The organism is Streptomyces sp. CB02959 (genome assembly GCF_002803155.1).
In the GTDB taxonomy this organism is placed as follows: domain Bacteria; phylum Actinomycetota; class Actinomycetes; order Streptomycetales; family Streptomycetaceae; genus Streptomyces.
Map to the genome: position 1 here is coordinate 52,369 of NZ_NNBP01000025.1, position 13,338 is coordinate 65,706.

Genomic DNA, 13,338 nt, shown 5'->3' on the forward strand with positions numbered 1-13,338 from the left:
GCCGGTACGCCGGTACGCCGGTACGCCGGTACGCCGGTACGCCGGTACGCCGGTACGCCGGTACGCCGGTGAGCCGGTGCAGTCAGGGGCGACGACCGAGGGAGACACAGCGTGGCAGTCGTACGGGACAAGGCCGTTGTCGTAACCGGAGCGGGCGGGGGGATCGGCGCCGCACTGGCCCGCCGGTTCGCCGCCGAGGGCGCCCGGGTCGTGGTCAACGACCTGGACGAGGCCAAGGCCCGCAAGACCGCGGAGGAGATCGGCGCGGTCGCGGTGCCCGGTGACGCCTCCGGCATCGTCGGCCCGGCCCGCGAGGCGCTCGGCGGCGCCATCGACGTCTTCTGCGCCAATGCGGGTGTCGGCACCGGCGGCGGACCCGAAGCCCCCGAGGACGACTGGGCGCTGGCCTGGGACGTGAACGTGATGGCCCATGTGCGGGCGGCGCGCGAGCTGGTGCCGGAGTGGCTGGCGCGCGGCAGCGGCCGGTTCGTCTCCACGGTGTCCGCCGCGGGCCTGCTCACCATGGTCGCGGCGGCCCCCTACAGCGTCACCAAGCACGGCGCGTACGCCTTCGCCGAGTGGCTGTCGCTGACCTACCGCCACCGCGGCATCGACGTGCACGCCATCTGCCCGCAGGGCGTACGGACCGACATGCTGGCCGCCACCGGGACCGCCGGCGACCTCGTCCTGACCCCGACCGCCATCGAACCGGACGCCGTCGCCGACGCGCTCTTCGCCGCCATGGACGAGGGCCGCTTCCTGGTCCTGCCGCACCCGGAGGTGGCCGACTACGTCACCGCCCGGGCCACCGACCCGGACCGCTGGCTGTCCGGGATGAACCACCTCCAGCAGAAGCTGGAGGCGCGTGAGGGGGAGGGCCGGTGACCACCTACCAGGACAAGCCGTGGCTGGCCCAGCTCAACGACGTCCAACGCGCCCCCGTCCAGCCGCCGCCCTCCCCGCTGCACGCCTTCCGCGCCGCGGTCCGCCGCGCCCCCGACCGCACCGCGCTCGCCTACTTCGACGGCCGGATCTCCTACGCCGAGGTCGACACGCTCTCCGACGGCCTCGCCGGGCACCTCGCGGTCCGCGGCTTCCGGCCCGGCGACCGGGCCGTGGTCATGCTGCAGAACACCCCGCACTTCGTGCTCGCGCTGCTCGCCGTGTGGAAGGCCGGCGGCGTCGTCGTCCCGGTCAACCCGATGTACAAGGCGGCGGAGACCCGGCACATCCTGGACGACGCCGAGGCCACCGCCGTCCTGTGCGCGGACCGCACCTGGGCGGACTTCCTGCGCGCCACCGCCGCCGAGGCCCCCGCGGTCCGCATCGCGCTGACCGCCGACGAACGCGGCCTGCAGACCCGCCACGACACCCGGGTGCTGCGCGGCGCACCGGCCGGCCCCCAGGAGGGCGCCGAGGACCTGCTCACCGCCGCCCGCACGGGCGGACCGGCGCCCGCCGCCCCGGAGCCGGACGCCGCCGGGATCGCGCTCATCAGCTACACCTCCGGCACCAGCGGCACCCCCAAGGGCGCCACCAACACCCACGGCAACATCAGCTACAACGCGGAACGGCAGCGCACCGGCCTCGGACTCCCCGAGGGCGCCACCTACTTCGCGCTCGCCCCGCTCTTCCACATCACCGGCATGGTCTGCGAACTGGCCGCCTGCCTCGCCGGCGCCGGCACCCTGGCACTGGCCTACCGCTTCGAGGCCGGCACCGTCCTGGACGCCTTCCTGGAGCACCGGCCGGCCTTTACGGTCGGCCCGTCCACCGCCTATATGGCGCTGATGGCCCACCCGGACGTCACCCCCGGGCACTTCACCTCCTTCCACTGCATGAGCTCCGGCGGCGCGCCGCTGCCGCCGGCCCTGGTCGAGAAGTTCCGCGCCGACTTCGGCCCCTACGTCCACAACGGCTACGGCCTGACCGAGTGCACCGCGCCGTGCGCCACCGTCCCGCCCGGGCGGGTGGCCCCCGTCGACAAGGTCTCCGGCACCCTCGCGGTGGGCGTCCCGGGCCCGGACACCGTCGTGCGGATCATCGACGAGGCCGGCCGCGACCTGCCGTTCGGCGAGCAGGGCGAGATCGCCGTCCGCGGCCCCCAGGTGGTGCCCGGCTACTGGCGCCGCCCGGACGCCACCGCCGAGACCGTCCCGGACGGTGAACTGCGCACCGGCGACATCGGGTTCATGGACCGGGACGGCTGGCTGTACGTCGTCGACCGCAAGAAGGACATGATCAACGCGTCCGGTTTCAAGGTGTGGCCCCGGGAGGTCGAGGACGTCCTCTACACCCACCCGGCGGTGCGCGAGGCGGCCGTCGTCGGGGTGCCCGACCCCTACCGCGGGGAGACCGTCAAGGCGTATGTCAGTCTGCGTCCGGGCGCGTCGCCCGCCCCCGGCGAACTGGTCGCCTACTGCAAGGAACGGCTGGCGGCGTACAAATACCCCCGCGTGGTGGAGATCCTGCCGGAGCTTCCCAAGACCGCGAGTGGCAAGATCCTTCGACGAGAGCTGCGCCAGCGCGCATGACGGACCCACGTAAGGAACAAAGGAACAGGTGAGGGCGATGGCCGGCATCAAGGACGGCACCAGCAACGGCAACGGCACGGCGAAACCCGTCGCGCAGCGGCTGCTGGCCACCGCCACCAGGCTCTTCGCGGAGCAGGGCTACGACCGCACCTCGGTCCAGGAGATCGTGGACGCGGCGGGCGTCACCAAGGGCGCCCTCTACCACTACTTCGGCTCCAAGGAGGACCTGCTCCACGAGGTCTACGGCCGGGTGCTGCGGCTCCAGCAGGAGCGGCTGGACCGCTTCGCGGACGCCGACGCGCCGGTGGAGCAGCGGCTGCGGGACGCCGCCGCCGACGTGGTGGTCACCACCATCGAGAACCTCGACGACACCAAGATCTTCTTCCGCTCGATGCACCATCTGAGCCCGGAGAAGGACAAGCAGGTACGGGCCGAGCGGCGGCGCTACCACGAGCGGTTCCGGGCGCTGATCGAGGAGGGCCAGCGCACCGGGGTGTTCACCACGGAGGTCCCCGCCGACCTGATCGTCGATTACCACTTCGGCTCGGTGCACCACTTGGGCACCTGGTACCGCGAGGACGGGCCGCTGACCCCCCAGCAGGTCGCCGACCACCTGGCCGGTCTGCTGCTGCGGGCCCTGCGGCCGTAAGGGAGCCCTGCAACGGGAGCTCGTCACGGGGCCCTGTCGGGATCCGTTACGGGGGCCCTGTCGGTACCCGTGACGGAAATCCCTGAGGGGCCCGTGACGGGAACATCGCCGTCTCCCACGGCGTTGTGGCCCCGCAGGGGGCGCGCCCGACCCCTACGGGGACTGTTCGACCGCACCCTACGGGTACCGCAACCAACCACCCCACGGGTACCGCAGCCACCGCCCCACAGGGACCGCAACCACCGCCCCACGGCCACCGCCCCCCGGGTACCCGCGCCCCGCAGACCACGGGTACCCCGCGCGCCCTACAGGTACCGCTTGAGCTCCCGTCGTGCCAGCGACCGCTGGTGCACCTCGTCGGGCCCGTCCGCCAGCTGCAGCGTGCGGGCCCCGGCCCACAGCTCGGCCAGCGGGAAGTCCTGGCTGACCCCGCCCGCGCCGTGCAGCTGCACCGCCTTGTCGAGGATGCCCACGACCGTGCGCGGGGTGGCGATCTTGATGGCCTGGATCTCGGTGTGCGCACCCTTGTTGCCGACGGTGTCCATCAGCCACGCGGTCTTCAGCACCAGCAGCCGCAGCTGCTCCACCGCCACCCGGGCGTCGGCGATCCACTCCTGGACCACGCCCTGCTGGGCCAGCGGCTTGCCGAACGCGGTACGGGAGACCGCGCGTCGGCACATCAGCTCGATCGCCCGCTCGGCCATCCCGATCAGCCGCATGCAGTGGTGGATCCGGCCGGGCCCGAGCCGCGCCTGCGCGATGCCGAAGCCGCCGCCCTCCTCGCCGATGAGGTTGCCCACCGGCACCCGGACGTCCTCGAAGACGACCTCCGCGTGCCCGCCGTGGTAGTGGTCCTCGTAGCCGTAGACCTGCATGGCGCGCCTGACGGTCAGGCCCGGGGTGTCCCGCGGCACCAGGATCATCGACTGCTGGCGGCGGATGTCGGCGCCGTCCGGATCGGTCTTGCCCATCACGATGAAGATCTGGCACAGCGGGTTCATCGCCCCGGAGATGTACCACTTGCGGCCGTTGATGACGTACGTGTCGCCGTCCCGCTCGATCCGGGTCTCGATGTTGGTGGCGTCCGACGAGGCCACGTCCGGCTCGGTCATCGCGAACGCCGAGCGGATCTCACCCGCCAGCAGCGGTTCCAGCCAGCGCTTCTTCTGCTCGTCGTCGCCGAACTGCGCCAGCACCTCCATGTTGCCGGTGTCCGGTGCCGCGCAGTTCAGGGCGGTGGGCGCCAGCTGCGGGCTGCGGCCGGTGATCTCGGCCAGCGGCGCGTACTGGAGGTTGGTCAGCCCCGCGCCGTGCTCCGCGTCGGGGAGGAAGAGGTTCCACAGGCCCTGCCGGCGCGCCTCGGCCTTGAGCTCCTCCACCACCGGCGGGGTGTCCCACGGCGAGGCCAGCGCGGCCCGCTGCTCGTCCGCGACCCGCTCGGCCGGGTACACCCGCTCGGTCATGAACGCGTCGAGCCGGGCCCGCAGTTCCTCGGTACGGCCGTCGAATGCGAAGTCCATCGGTGCCTCAGCCTTCCTTCAGGGTGGTCAGTCCGCGGTCGATGAAGACGGGCACCAGCTCGCCGATCCGGTCGAAGCCCGCCCCGACCGTCTGGCCGAGCGTGTAGCGGTAGTGGATGCCTTCGAGGATCACCGCGAGCTTGAACCACGCGAACGCGGTGTACCAGGCGATCTGCGAGGTGTCCCGCCCGGAGCGCTCGGCGTAGCGGGCGATCAGCTCGGCCGGGTCGGGGTGGCCCGGAGCGCCGCTGGTGGTGCTGACCGGCGACCCGGGCAGGCCCAGGTCGGTGCAGTACATCGCCAGCAGCCCGAGGTCGGTCAGCGGATCGCCGAGCGTGGACATCTCCCAGTCCAGCACGGCGGTGATGGTGTCGCCGGCGCCGACCAGGACGTTGTCCAGCCGGTAGTCGCCGTGCACCACGGTCGGCGCGGGGGAGGCGGGCAGTGCCCGGCCCAGTGCCTCGTGGAGTGCGTCGATGCCGGGCAGTTCGCGGTTCTTGGAGCCTGCCAACTGCTTGACCCAGCGCCGCAGTTGACGCTCCAGAAAGCCGTCCGGGTGCCCGAAGTCACCCAGCCCGGCCGCCTCCGGATCCACCGCATGCAACTCCACCAGCGTGTCGACCAGGGACAGCACCACCGCCCGGGTCCGCTCCGGGCCCAGCGGGGCCAGCTGCTCCACGGTCCGGTACGGGGTGCCCGCCACCAGCTCCATCACGTAGAACGGCGCGCCGATGACGGACTCGTCCGCGCACAGCAGCAGTGCCTCCGGCACCGGCACCGCGGTGTCGTGCAGTGCGCTGATCACCCGGTGCTCGCGCCGCATGTCGTGCGCGGTGGCCAGTACGTGGCCGAGCGGCGGGCGGCGGACGACCCAGGAGGCGGTGCCGTCGGTGACCCGGTAGGTGAGGTTGGACCGCCCGCCCTCGATCAGCTGTGCGCGCAGCGGCCCGGAGACCAGGCCCGGCCGCTCCCGGTCCAGATGCTCCCGCAGGCGCTCCGGATCGAGGCCGGGCGGTGCCTCCCCGGCGGCCGGCGGGGGCGGGGTGCCGTTGCTCATCGTGCTTCCTCCGTACGGAGTGGACGGTTGGACGGTCCAGGGCCGGCGGGCCCGTCCCGCCTGATCATGCCGACTAGTCGGTATGGAGTCCAGTGTCCGCCCGTGGGGCGTCGGTCACCCGATGCGTTTCCGCCACCCCGCCCACCCGGCCGGGGCGCCCGCTCAGGCGTGGCAGGCCGGCGGCACCCCGCCGTTCAGCTCCGCCATCGCCCCGAAACCGGCCACCGCGTCCAGCGGCGCACCCGGCGCCGCGCCGTCCAACTCGGCGTAGGCGCGCAGCAGGTTGGCCACCAGCCGCTCGCGCTCCTTCAGCTCCGCGAAGGCGCCCAGCTCCGCCTCCCGGGCCACCTCCAGCGGCGTCCGCCCGGCCGCCCGCCCCTCGCGGGCCAGCTCCCCGACGAACCGCAGATACCGCTCGACCTGGTCGTAGACCTCCGGCCCGGCCACCGGGCCGTGCCCGGGCACGACCGTCTCCGCGTCCAGCGACCGCAGTACCTCGATCGCCCGCAGCGACCCGGCCAGCGAGCCCATGAGGAGGAACGGGGTGCCCCCGTTGAAGATCAGGTCCCCGGTGAAGACCACCCGCTGCCGCGGCAGCCAGACGATGGTGTCGCCGGGCGTGTGCGCCACCCCCGGGTGGATCAGCTGCACCTCGATCTCCCCGGCGTACACCGTCAGGCGGTCCTCGAAGGTGATCTCCGGCGGGGTGAGGACGATGTCGCCGTACGGCACCTCGGGCCACACCGCGTGCAGTTGGTGGCCGGCGGCCAGCAACTCCCGGCGGCAGGCGGCGTGTCCGATGATCGTCGCCTCGGGGGCGAACACGCCGTTGCCGTAGGTGTGGTCGCCGTGGTGGTGGGTGTTGACGAGGGTGCGGGGCGTGGGGGCGCCGCTCTCCGCGATCCGGCGGCGCAGCAGCCGTGCCCGGCGCTCGGTGGCGGCGGTGTCCACGACCAGGGTGGCGGTGCCGTCGGTGACGAAGCCCGCGTTGTTCAGGCACCAGCCGCCGTCCGGCTGGATGAACGCCCGGACACCGGGGGCGAGTTCGGTGAGGTAGGGCTCGGGGACGGCGTTGTCGGTGCTGGTGCTGGTGCTGGTGCTGGTGTCGGCGCCGGGGGTGGTGGCGGTGTCGGCACCGGCCTCCGGAACGTGCTGATGATCCGTCATGCTCCGCTTTCGGGTGGGGGGTCGCTCGGTCCCGCGCGGACGCCGTGGCCGCCGGCCGGACCGGCGCCGGCCCGGTGCCGCGCGGTACCCGTAACCGTACCGCCGGGTTCGCCTCACCGCCCCGGCAGCAGCAGCGCCGCACCGCACACCGCCAGTCCGATCGTGCAGCCGGCCACCAGCAGCGCCAGCCACCCGGGCATCGCGGCAGGCCGTCCGCCCGTCAGCGCGCGCATCCGGCGGTCCGCGGCGACCGCGAACACCACCCACGCCAGCACCACCAGCACCATCAGTGCCGCCTCGACCTGGCCCGGGGCCCCGCCGTGCAGCACCTGCCGTCCGGCCAGCGCCGCCACCGCCACCGCCGACAGCACGGTCCGCCGCCAGGCCAGCCGGGTCCGCTCCGGTTGCAGCCCGGGGTCCCGGTCCGCGGCCGGCCGCGGTGCCCCGCCGGCCTCCTTGGGTGCGCCCATCTGTCCGGCCCCCGCTAGTTGGTCCAGCCGATCAGCACCAGCACGACCACCGCCACCGCCAGCAGCCCGACGCAGAGCGCCAGCACCGCCGGGAAACGGGAGATCGGCAGGTCCTCACCGCGCCGCATCGCGCGCTCGCAGCGCACCCAGTGGTTGACCGCCCGCAGTGCGCACAGCGCCCCGCCGACCAGCAGGACGACGGTGAAGGCGAACCGCAGGTTGCCGTGCAGCCGCGGCAGGAACTGGTCCACCGCGAAGCCCCCGCCGATCAGCGCCAGCCCGGTGCGCAGCCAGGCGAGGAAGGTCCGCTCGTTGGCGAGCGAGAAACGGTAGTCGGGGGTGGTGCCTTCTTCGCGCACCCGCCCCGGGGAGAACCACAGCCGGATCCCCGGACCCATCGGATCAGACCTCCCCGGCCGCCCGCCGGGCCAGCAGTTCCCGGTACGCGGCCAGCCCGTCCGGGGTCCACTGCCACGTCTCCAGCCGCCGGGCCAGCTCCTCCTCCGGCAGGAAGGCGTGCCAGTCGATCTCCGCCTCCTGGGGCGCCACCGGAAGGGTGCAGCGCACCTGGTAGACCGCCGACCACCAGGCGTGCTCGGGCGTCTCGTACAGGAAGCGGAACAGCGGCTCCGGACGGCTCAGCCCGGACACCCCCAGCTCCTCCTCGGCCTCCCGCAGCGCCGCCTCGTCGTATGTCTCGCCGGTGCCCACCACACCGCCCACGAACATGTCGTAATGCGAGGGGAAGACCAGCTTCCGGGGGGTCCGCCGGTGCACGAAAACCCGGTCCTCGGCGTCCCGGACCAGGACGAACGCGCACCGCGTGCGCAGCCGGCGGGCGTACGCCACCGCCCGCGGGGCCTGCCCCACGACCCGGTCCTGCTCGTCGACGACATCGAGGACTTCGTCCGCGTTGAGCGGCCCCTCCGCGTCGAGCGGCTCCTGCGAGTTGAGCAGTCGATCATCGGTCATGGGGCCATCGAACCACCCGTGGCGGCGTGCGCACCTGTCGGGGCACGCCGCCACGGGTCTCCGGCTCACTGCCCCATGACGTACTTCACGGTCGGGCCGGTGGTCCAGCCGCCGTCCACCGCCAGCTCGGCGCCGGTGATGTACGAGGCGGCGTCGGAGAGCAGGAAGACCACGGCCCCGGCGATCTCGTGCGCCTCGCCGACCCGGCCCATCGGGGTGTTGGGGTACTTGCCCTCGCCGACCTCGATGCCGACCTGCGCGGTCATCGGGGTGTAGGTCATCCCGGGGTGTACGGAGTTCACCCGGACCCGGGAGGTGCCCCACTCCACCGCGCCGATCTTGGTCAGGCCGCGGACGCCCCACTTGGACGCGCCGTAGCCGCCGGTCATGGCCAGGCCCATCAGCCCGGCCGCCGAGGAGATGTTCACGATCGACCCCGCACCGCGCTCCTTCATGGCCGGCAGCACGGTCTTCATGCCGATGAAGACGCCGGTGAGGTTGACGTCGAGGACCTTGCGGAAGAAGTCGGCGGAGACCGTCTCCAGGGGCGCGCCGGTCGATATCCCGGCGTTGTTCACCAGTCCGTCGACCCCGCCGAACTCCGCCACCGCGAAGTCCACGACCCGCTGCCAGTCCTCCTCGGAGGTCACGTCGTGGGCCAGGAACCGGGCTCGCTCGCCGAGCCGGGCCGCGGTCGCCGCGCCCTCCTCCTGGAGGACGTCGGTGAGGACGACGTCGGCGCCGGCCGCGACGGCCTGCTCGGCGGCCGCGGCACCCAGCCCGCGGGCCGCGCCGGTGAGGACGACGGTCTTGCCGCTCAGGTCCGCGGCGGAGGCCGCCTGGATGGGCTCACTCATGGGGAACTCCTTCGGTACGAGGGGCGGCGGCGAGCAGGAACGCGGTCGTCGTCCCGGTGAGATCGGCGAGGAACAGCTCCTCGCCCGTCAGGGGTGCGGCACCGTCCAGGTAGTGCCGTGCCCGGTCGGCCAGCGCCGCACCGATCAGCGTCAGCGCGAGGTCCAGCCGCTCCAGCCGCACCGCCTCGGGCAGTCCGGCCGCGGCCAGTGCCTCCTCGACCCGGCAGATCAGCCGCCAGTACGCGGTCCCGGCGAGGGTCGGGTGCGGGACCCGGGTGCGGACCCCGCTCTCGTGGCTGAGCTGGGCGGAGATCCGCAGGCAGCGCCGCCCCCGGTCGGTCCGCAACTCGGTGGCCTCCGCCGCGAGCAGCAGCCGGATCAGCTCCCGGGGCGCCGGTTCGCCGGCCTCCGCCGCGGCCAGCAGCGGTGCCAGGGCCGCCTCCGTACGGGCCAGCCGGCCGGCCATCACGGCGTCCAGCAGCCCGGCCCGGGAGCCGAAGTGGTACTGCACCGCCGACGGGTTGCTCTGGCCGGCCAGCGCGACGATGTCGCGTATCTGGGCACCGTCCACGCCTTGCGCCGCGAAGACTTCCTCGGCGGCGCGGATCAGCTTTTCCCGGGTCTCGGGGCCTGATGTCCTGGGCATGCCCCGATTCTAATGCCGGACATTAATAAACGGGTAAGGGGGCGGCGGCGGGTCTTTTCGCGGGTCTTCGCACGGGCCTTGCCGTGGGCCTCCTCGGCTCAGGCCCTTGGATCTCCCGGGACCTGCCCGGATCCCCGGATCCCCGGATCCCCGGCCCTCGGATCCCCAGGTCTCCGGTGGATCAGCGCGGCTGGAGCTCCCGCGCGTCGTCGGCCGCCCCGGCCCCCGGCGGCATCGCCGGATGGCTGCCGATCAGCACGATCCCCGCCACCACCGCGACGATCCCGGCCGCCTGGAAGGCCAGCGCCCCGCTCGTCACCCGGAGCTGGTCGCCCAGGAAGCCCACCCCGCAGAGGATCCCGGCCAGCGGCTGCGCGGCGGTCAGTGCGGGCAGCGACATCCGCAGCGGCGCCGACTCGAAGGCGCTCTGCACCATCACCAGCGCCAGCACCCCCAGCACCACGATCGCGTACGGCTGCCAGCTCGTCAGCAGTTCGTGCCAGCCGCCCGCCGAGAACCGCAGGCCGCTGATCCGGGTCAGCGCGTCCTGGAGGCCGTAGAGCAGCCCGGCCGCCACGCCCAGCAGCGCGGCCTCCAGGCTGACGTGCACCCGCTCCCGTTTGGCGACCGCCGCCAGCACCAGGGCGGTGGACAGCACCCCGCCCATGATCAGCCACTGCGCGAGCTGCCCCACCTCGCTGTTGCGCCCGCCGTGCGGCTGCCCGGCCACGATGAACGCGGTCACTCCGCCCGCCAGCAGCCACAGGCCGGCCCAGCCGCTGCGGCCCAGTCGCTGCCGGGAGATCCGCCGCGCCAGCGCCATCGCGAACAGCAGGTTCGTCGCCATCAGCGGTTCGACGAGGGTGATGTCCCCCATCCCCAGCGCCACCGCGCCCAGCGCCATCCCCGTCACCATCAGCGCGATCCCGGCCACCCATCGGGGCATCCGGACCAGGTCGAGCAGCAGCCGGAAGGAGAGGAAGTCCTGCGGCGGAGCGTGCTGCGCCGCGATCTGCTGGAGGACGAACCCGGTGCCCAGACAGCATGCCGCGGCAAGGGCGAGCAGGATCACCGTCACGTCGCACACCTCGTATCGCGCGGGGCGGGGGATGCGCCCGAGGATAGTCAGCCACGGTGGCCGAAACGTGGCCCTCGACTCCGCCATTCTCGCGCGTACCCGTCTGCACTACCGGCCGCCCGGCCGTTACGGGCACCGCCCAACCTCCGGAAAGATGCAGAGACTTCTTTGCAGAGAAACCTGTGCAGAGAAACCTATGCAGAGAACTCTCTGCATCCCTAGAGTGCTCCTCATGACCCACGACGACGCTCCTCATGACGATGGACCTCAAGGCGATGCGCCCCACGACGATGCGCCCCCCGGAGATGCGCCTGACCGCGGCGCGCCTCAAGGCGACGCTGCCGACGCCGCCGCGTTCCCCGCGCCGCGCCCTATCCGCCGGATGGACGCCCGCAGCCTGCGCGGCCTCGCCCATCCGCTGCGGATGCGCATCCTGGAGCTGCTGACCCTCGACGGTCCGGACACCGCCACCGGCCTCGCCCACCGGCTCGGCGAGAACACCGGCACGGTCAGCTGGCATCTGCGTCAGCTCGCCGACCACGCGTTCATCGAGGAGGAGATCGGCCGCGGCACCAAGCGCGAACGCTGGTGGCGGGCGGTGGCGGCCTCCCGCCGGCTCAACACCACCGACTTCCGCGACGATCCGGACGCCCGCGGCCCGCTCTCGGTCTACGTCCACGAGCTCGTCCAGCAGCACTTCCACCAGGTCGCCGGCTACCTCGCCGAGGACTGGGGGCCGCAGTGGCGGGACGCCGGCACGATCGCGCAGTGGCACGACCTGACCATGACGCCCGATCAACTGGCGGCGATGAACTGGGAGTTGGAACAGGTGGTCAACCGGCACCGAACCGCCGCCGGGCAGTCCGGTCCGGCCGCCGGGGCGCCCGCGGCCCCCGATGCGGCCGCCGCGCGGCCCGTCATCGTCCAGCTCCAGTCCTTCCCCCGCAAGCCCCGACCGGACCGCGCCGCGCCCTCGGACGCCACCGCCGAGCGGACCGGGTCGTGAGCGGTCTGCTCCGTCGCCACCGCGACTTCCGGCTGCTCTGGTGCGGGGAGACCACGGGAAAGTTCGGCGCCGCGGTCACCGGGGTGGCGATGCCGCTGACCGCCGTCGCCACCCTGCACGCCGACACCTTCGCGGTCGGCGTGCTGAGCGCCTGCGCCTGGCTGCCCTGGCTGCTGATCGGGCTGCCGGTCGGCGTCTGGGTGGACCGGACGCGCCGCCGGCCCCTGATGCTGGGCGCCGCCGCGCTCTCGATGGCGGTGTTCACGGCGGTCCCCGTGATCGCCTGGTACGGCGGGCTGAGCCTCGGCCTGCTGACCGGCGCGGCCCTGCTGAGCGGCGCCGCCGCGGTCGTCTTCCAGACCGCGTACAGCGCCTACCTCCCCGGCCTCCTCGCCCCCGCCGACCAGCCCGAGGGCAACGCCAAGCTGCACGGCAGCGCCTCGGCGGCGCAGCTCGCCGGGCAGGGTGCGGGCGGCTTCCTGGTCCAACTCGCCGGCGCCGTCAACGGGTTGCTGGCCAACGCGGCCACCTTCCTGGTCTCCCTGCTCTGCCTGCTCGGTATCCGCCACCGCGAACCGCGCCCGGCCGGCGCCGGCGAGCGCGCCCCGCGGTCCCTGCGCGCCGAGGTCGCCGAGGGGCTGCGGCTGGTGTCCGGCGACGTCTGGCTGCGCACGCTGACGCTGTTCGGCGCCGCCTCCAACCTGGCGCTGATGGGGTACCAGTCGATCCTGCCGGTCTTCCTGGTCCGCGAGGCCGGGCTGCCGCCGGGCGCGGTCGGCACCCTGCTGGCGGCGGCCGGCACCGGCGGCATCGCGGGCGCCTTCGCGGTCCGCCGGGTCGCCGCCCGGATCGGCACCGCCCGCGCCACCCTGCTCTTCGAACTCGGCCTGCCCACCCTGGCGTTGCTCATCCCGCTCACCACCGCCGGGCCCGGCGCCGCCCTGTTCGTCGTCGGCAGCTTCGGGGTCTGCGCGGGAGTGGTCGGCGGCAACGTCCTCAAGTCGGGCTTCCAGCAGGCGTACTGCCCGCCCGCGCTGCTCGGCCGGGTCACCGCCAGCGCCGCCTTCCTCAACTACGGCACGCTGCCGCTGGGTGCCCTGCTCGGCGGTGCGCTCGGCGCCGCACTGGGCGTCCGCACGGCCATGTGGATCGCCACCGCCGGCGTCCCGCTCGCCGCCCTGATCCTCCTCGCCTCCCCGGTCCGCACCACCCGCGACCTACCGACCCGCCGCACGGCGACCGAAGCCGATCCGCACACCGACGATCCGCACGCCGGCGATCCGCACACCGACGACTCCGACGGCGACCTGCTCGCACGCCCCTGAACCGCACGCCCCTGAACCGCGCTGCCCCACCACACCCTCCCCAGGCCCCATGTCCAT

The 13,338-nt window shown here is 73.4% G+C and carries 14 protein-coding genes; 5 read left to right on the forward strand and 9 right to left on the reverse strand.

What is annotated here, in order from left to right; genetic code table 11:
• Positions 1–111 precede the first annotated feature (111 nt).
• Genes CG747_RS33375 through CG747_RS33385 form a run of 3 tightly spaced genes read left to right on the forward strand, consistent with a single transcriptional unit; the run spans position 112 to position 3,183 of the window.
• The gene (locus CG747_RS33375; RefSeq protein ID WP_100605608.1) at positions 112–885 is read left to right on the forward strand and encodes an SDR family oxidoreductase; all 774 of its coding nucleotides are present in this window, start codon (positions 112–114) and stop codon (positions 883–885) included.
• The gene (locus tag CG747_RS33380) at positions 882–2,534 is read left to right on the forward strand and encodes a class I adenylate-forming enzyme family protein (RefSeq protein WP_100605609.1); all 1,653 of its coding nucleotides are present in this window, start codon (positions 882–884) and stop codon (positions 2,532–2,534) included. The genes CG747_RS33375 and CG747_RS33380 overlap by 4 nt, the downstream gene beginning before the upstream one ends.
• Before the next feature lie 37 nt (positions 2,535–2,571).
• The gene (locus CG747_RS33385; RefSeq protein ID WP_100605610.1) at positions 2,572–3,183 is read left to right on the forward strand and encodes a TetR/AcrR family transcriptional regulator; all 612 of its coding nucleotides are present in this window, start codon (positions 2,572–2,574) and stop codon (positions 3,181–3,183) included.
• A gap of 305 nt (positions 3,184–3,488) precedes the next feature.
• Here CG747_RS33385 and CG747_RS33390 read toward each other — a convergent pair whose 3' ends face one another.
• The 9 genes from CG747_RS33390 to CG747_RS33430 all read right to left on the reverse strand — a co-directional run bounded on the left by CG747_RS33390 (position 3,489) and on the right by CG747_RS33430 (position 10,950).
• Complete coding sequence (locus CG747_RS33390; RefSeq protein ID WP_100605611.1) at positions 3,489–4,703, reverse strand: acyl-CoA dehydrogenase family protein; 1,215 nt, start codon at positions 4,701–4,703, stop codon at positions 3,489–3,491.
• A 7-nt stretch (positions 4,704–4,710) separates the two neighbouring features.
• Entirely contained in the window at positions 4,711–5,760 is a 1,050-nt protein-coding gene (locus CG747_RS33395) for a phosphotransferase family protein (protein ID WP_100605612.1), read from the reverse strand.
• A gap of 162 nt (positions 5,761–5,922) precedes the next feature.
• Entirely contained in the window at positions 5,923–6,927 is a 1,005-nt protein-coding gene (locus CG747_RS33400) for an MBL fold metallo-hydrolase (protein WP_100605613.1), read from the reverse strand.
• Positions 6,928–7,040: 113 nt separating this feature from the next.
• Complete coding sequence (locus CG747_RS33405) at positions 7,041–7,397, reverse strand: DUF202 domain-containing protein (protein ID WP_100605614.1); 357 nt, start codon at positions 7,395–7,397, stop codon at positions 7,041–7,043.
• A 14-nt stretch (positions 7,398–7,411) separates the two neighbouring features.
• On the reverse strand, positions 7,412–7,795 hold the full coding sequence (locus CG747_RS33410; RefSeq protein WP_100605615.1) for a YidH family protein: 384 nt from the start codon (positions 7,793–7,795) through the stop codon (positions 7,412–7,414).
• Between the two features lie 4 nt (positions 7,796–7,799).
• Complete coding sequence (locus CG747_RS33415; protein ID WP_100605616.1) at positions 7,800–8,369, reverse strand: NUDIX domain-containing protein; 570 nt, start codon at positions 8,367–8,369, stop codon at positions 7,800–7,802.
• A 65-nt stretch (positions 8,370–8,434) separates the two neighbouring features.
• Positions 8,435–9,226, reverse strand: a complete 792-nt coding sequence (locus CG747_RS33420; RefSeq protein WP_100605617.1) for a glucose 1-dehydrogenase — start codon at positions 9,224–9,226, stop codon at positions 8,435–8,437.
• Positions 9,219–9,872, reverse strand: a complete 654-nt coding sequence (locus CG747_RS33425; RefSeq protein WP_100605618.1) for a TetR/AcrR family transcriptional regulator — start codon at positions 9,870–9,872, stop codon at positions 9,219–9,221. The genes CG747_RS33420 and CG747_RS33425 overlap by 8 nt, the downstream gene beginning before the upstream one ends.
• Before the next feature lie 181 nt (positions 9,873–10,053).
• Positions 10,054–10,950, reverse strand: coding sequence for a DMT family transporter (locus tag CG747_RS33430; protein ID WP_100605619.1), 897 nt, complete (start codon positions 10,948–10,950; stop codon positions 10,054–10,056).
• A gap of 382 nt (positions 10,951–11,332) precedes the next feature.
• Between CG747_RS33430 and CG747_RS33435 the strand changes: the two genes are divergently transcribed.
• Positions 11,333–11,956 carry a winged helix-turn-helix domain-containing protein gene (locus CG747_RS33435; protein WP_100605620.1) on the forward strand — a complete coding sequence of 208 codons (624 nt, stop codon included), beginning with the start codon at positions 11,333–11,335 and terminating at the stop codon, positions 11,954–11,956.
• A complete protein-coding gene (locus tag CG747_RS33440; protein WP_257980915.1) occupies positions 11,953–13,281 on the forward strand; it encodes an MFS transporter in 1,329 nt (442 codons plus the stop codon). Before CG747_RS33435 ends, CG747_RS33440 begins: the two co-directional genes overlap by 4 nt.
• Positions 13,282–13,338: the final 57 nt, after the last annotated feature.

Coding starts and splice junctions, on each gene's coding strand:
- CG747_RS33385 (WP_100605610.1), top strand. CDS start 2,572: ATGGCCGGCATCAAGGACGGCACCAGCAACGGCAACGGCACGGCGAAA.
- CG747_RS33390 (WP_100605611.1), bottom strand. CDS start 4,703: ATGGACTTCGCATTCGACGGCCGTACCGAGGAACTGCGGGCCCGGCTC.
- CG747_RS33395 (WP_100605612.1), bottom strand. CDS start 5,760: ATGAGCAACGGCACCCCGCCCCCGCCGGCCGCCGGGGAGGCACCGCCC.
- CG747_RS33400 (WP_100605613.1), bottom strand. CDS start 6,927: ATGACGGATCATCAGCACGTTCCGGAGGCCGGTGCCGACACCGCCACC.
- CG747_RS33405 (WP_100605614.1), bottom strand. CDS start 7,397: ATGGGCGCACCCAAGGAGGCCGGCGGGGCACCGCGGCCGGCCGCGGAC.
- CG747_RS33410 (WP_100605615.1), bottom strand. CDS start 7,795: ATGGGTCCGGGGATCCGGCTGTGGTTCTCCCCGGGGCGGGTGCGCGAA.
- CG747_RS33415 (WP_100605616.1), bottom strand. CDS start 8,369: ATGACCGATGATCGACTGCTCAACTCGCAGGAGCCGCTCGACGCGGAG.
- CG747_RS33420 (WP_100605617.1), bottom strand. CDS start 9,226: ATGAGTGAGCCCATCCAGGCGGCCTCCGCCGCGGACCTGAGCGGCAAG.
- CG747_RS33425 (WP_100605618.1), bottom strand. CDS start 9,872: ATGCCCAGGACATCAGGCCCCGAGACCCGGGAAAAGCTGATCCGCGCC.
- CG747_RS33435 (WP_100605620.1), top strand. CDS start 11,333: ATGGACGCCCGCAGCCTGCGCGGCCTCGCCCATCCGCTGCGGATGCGC.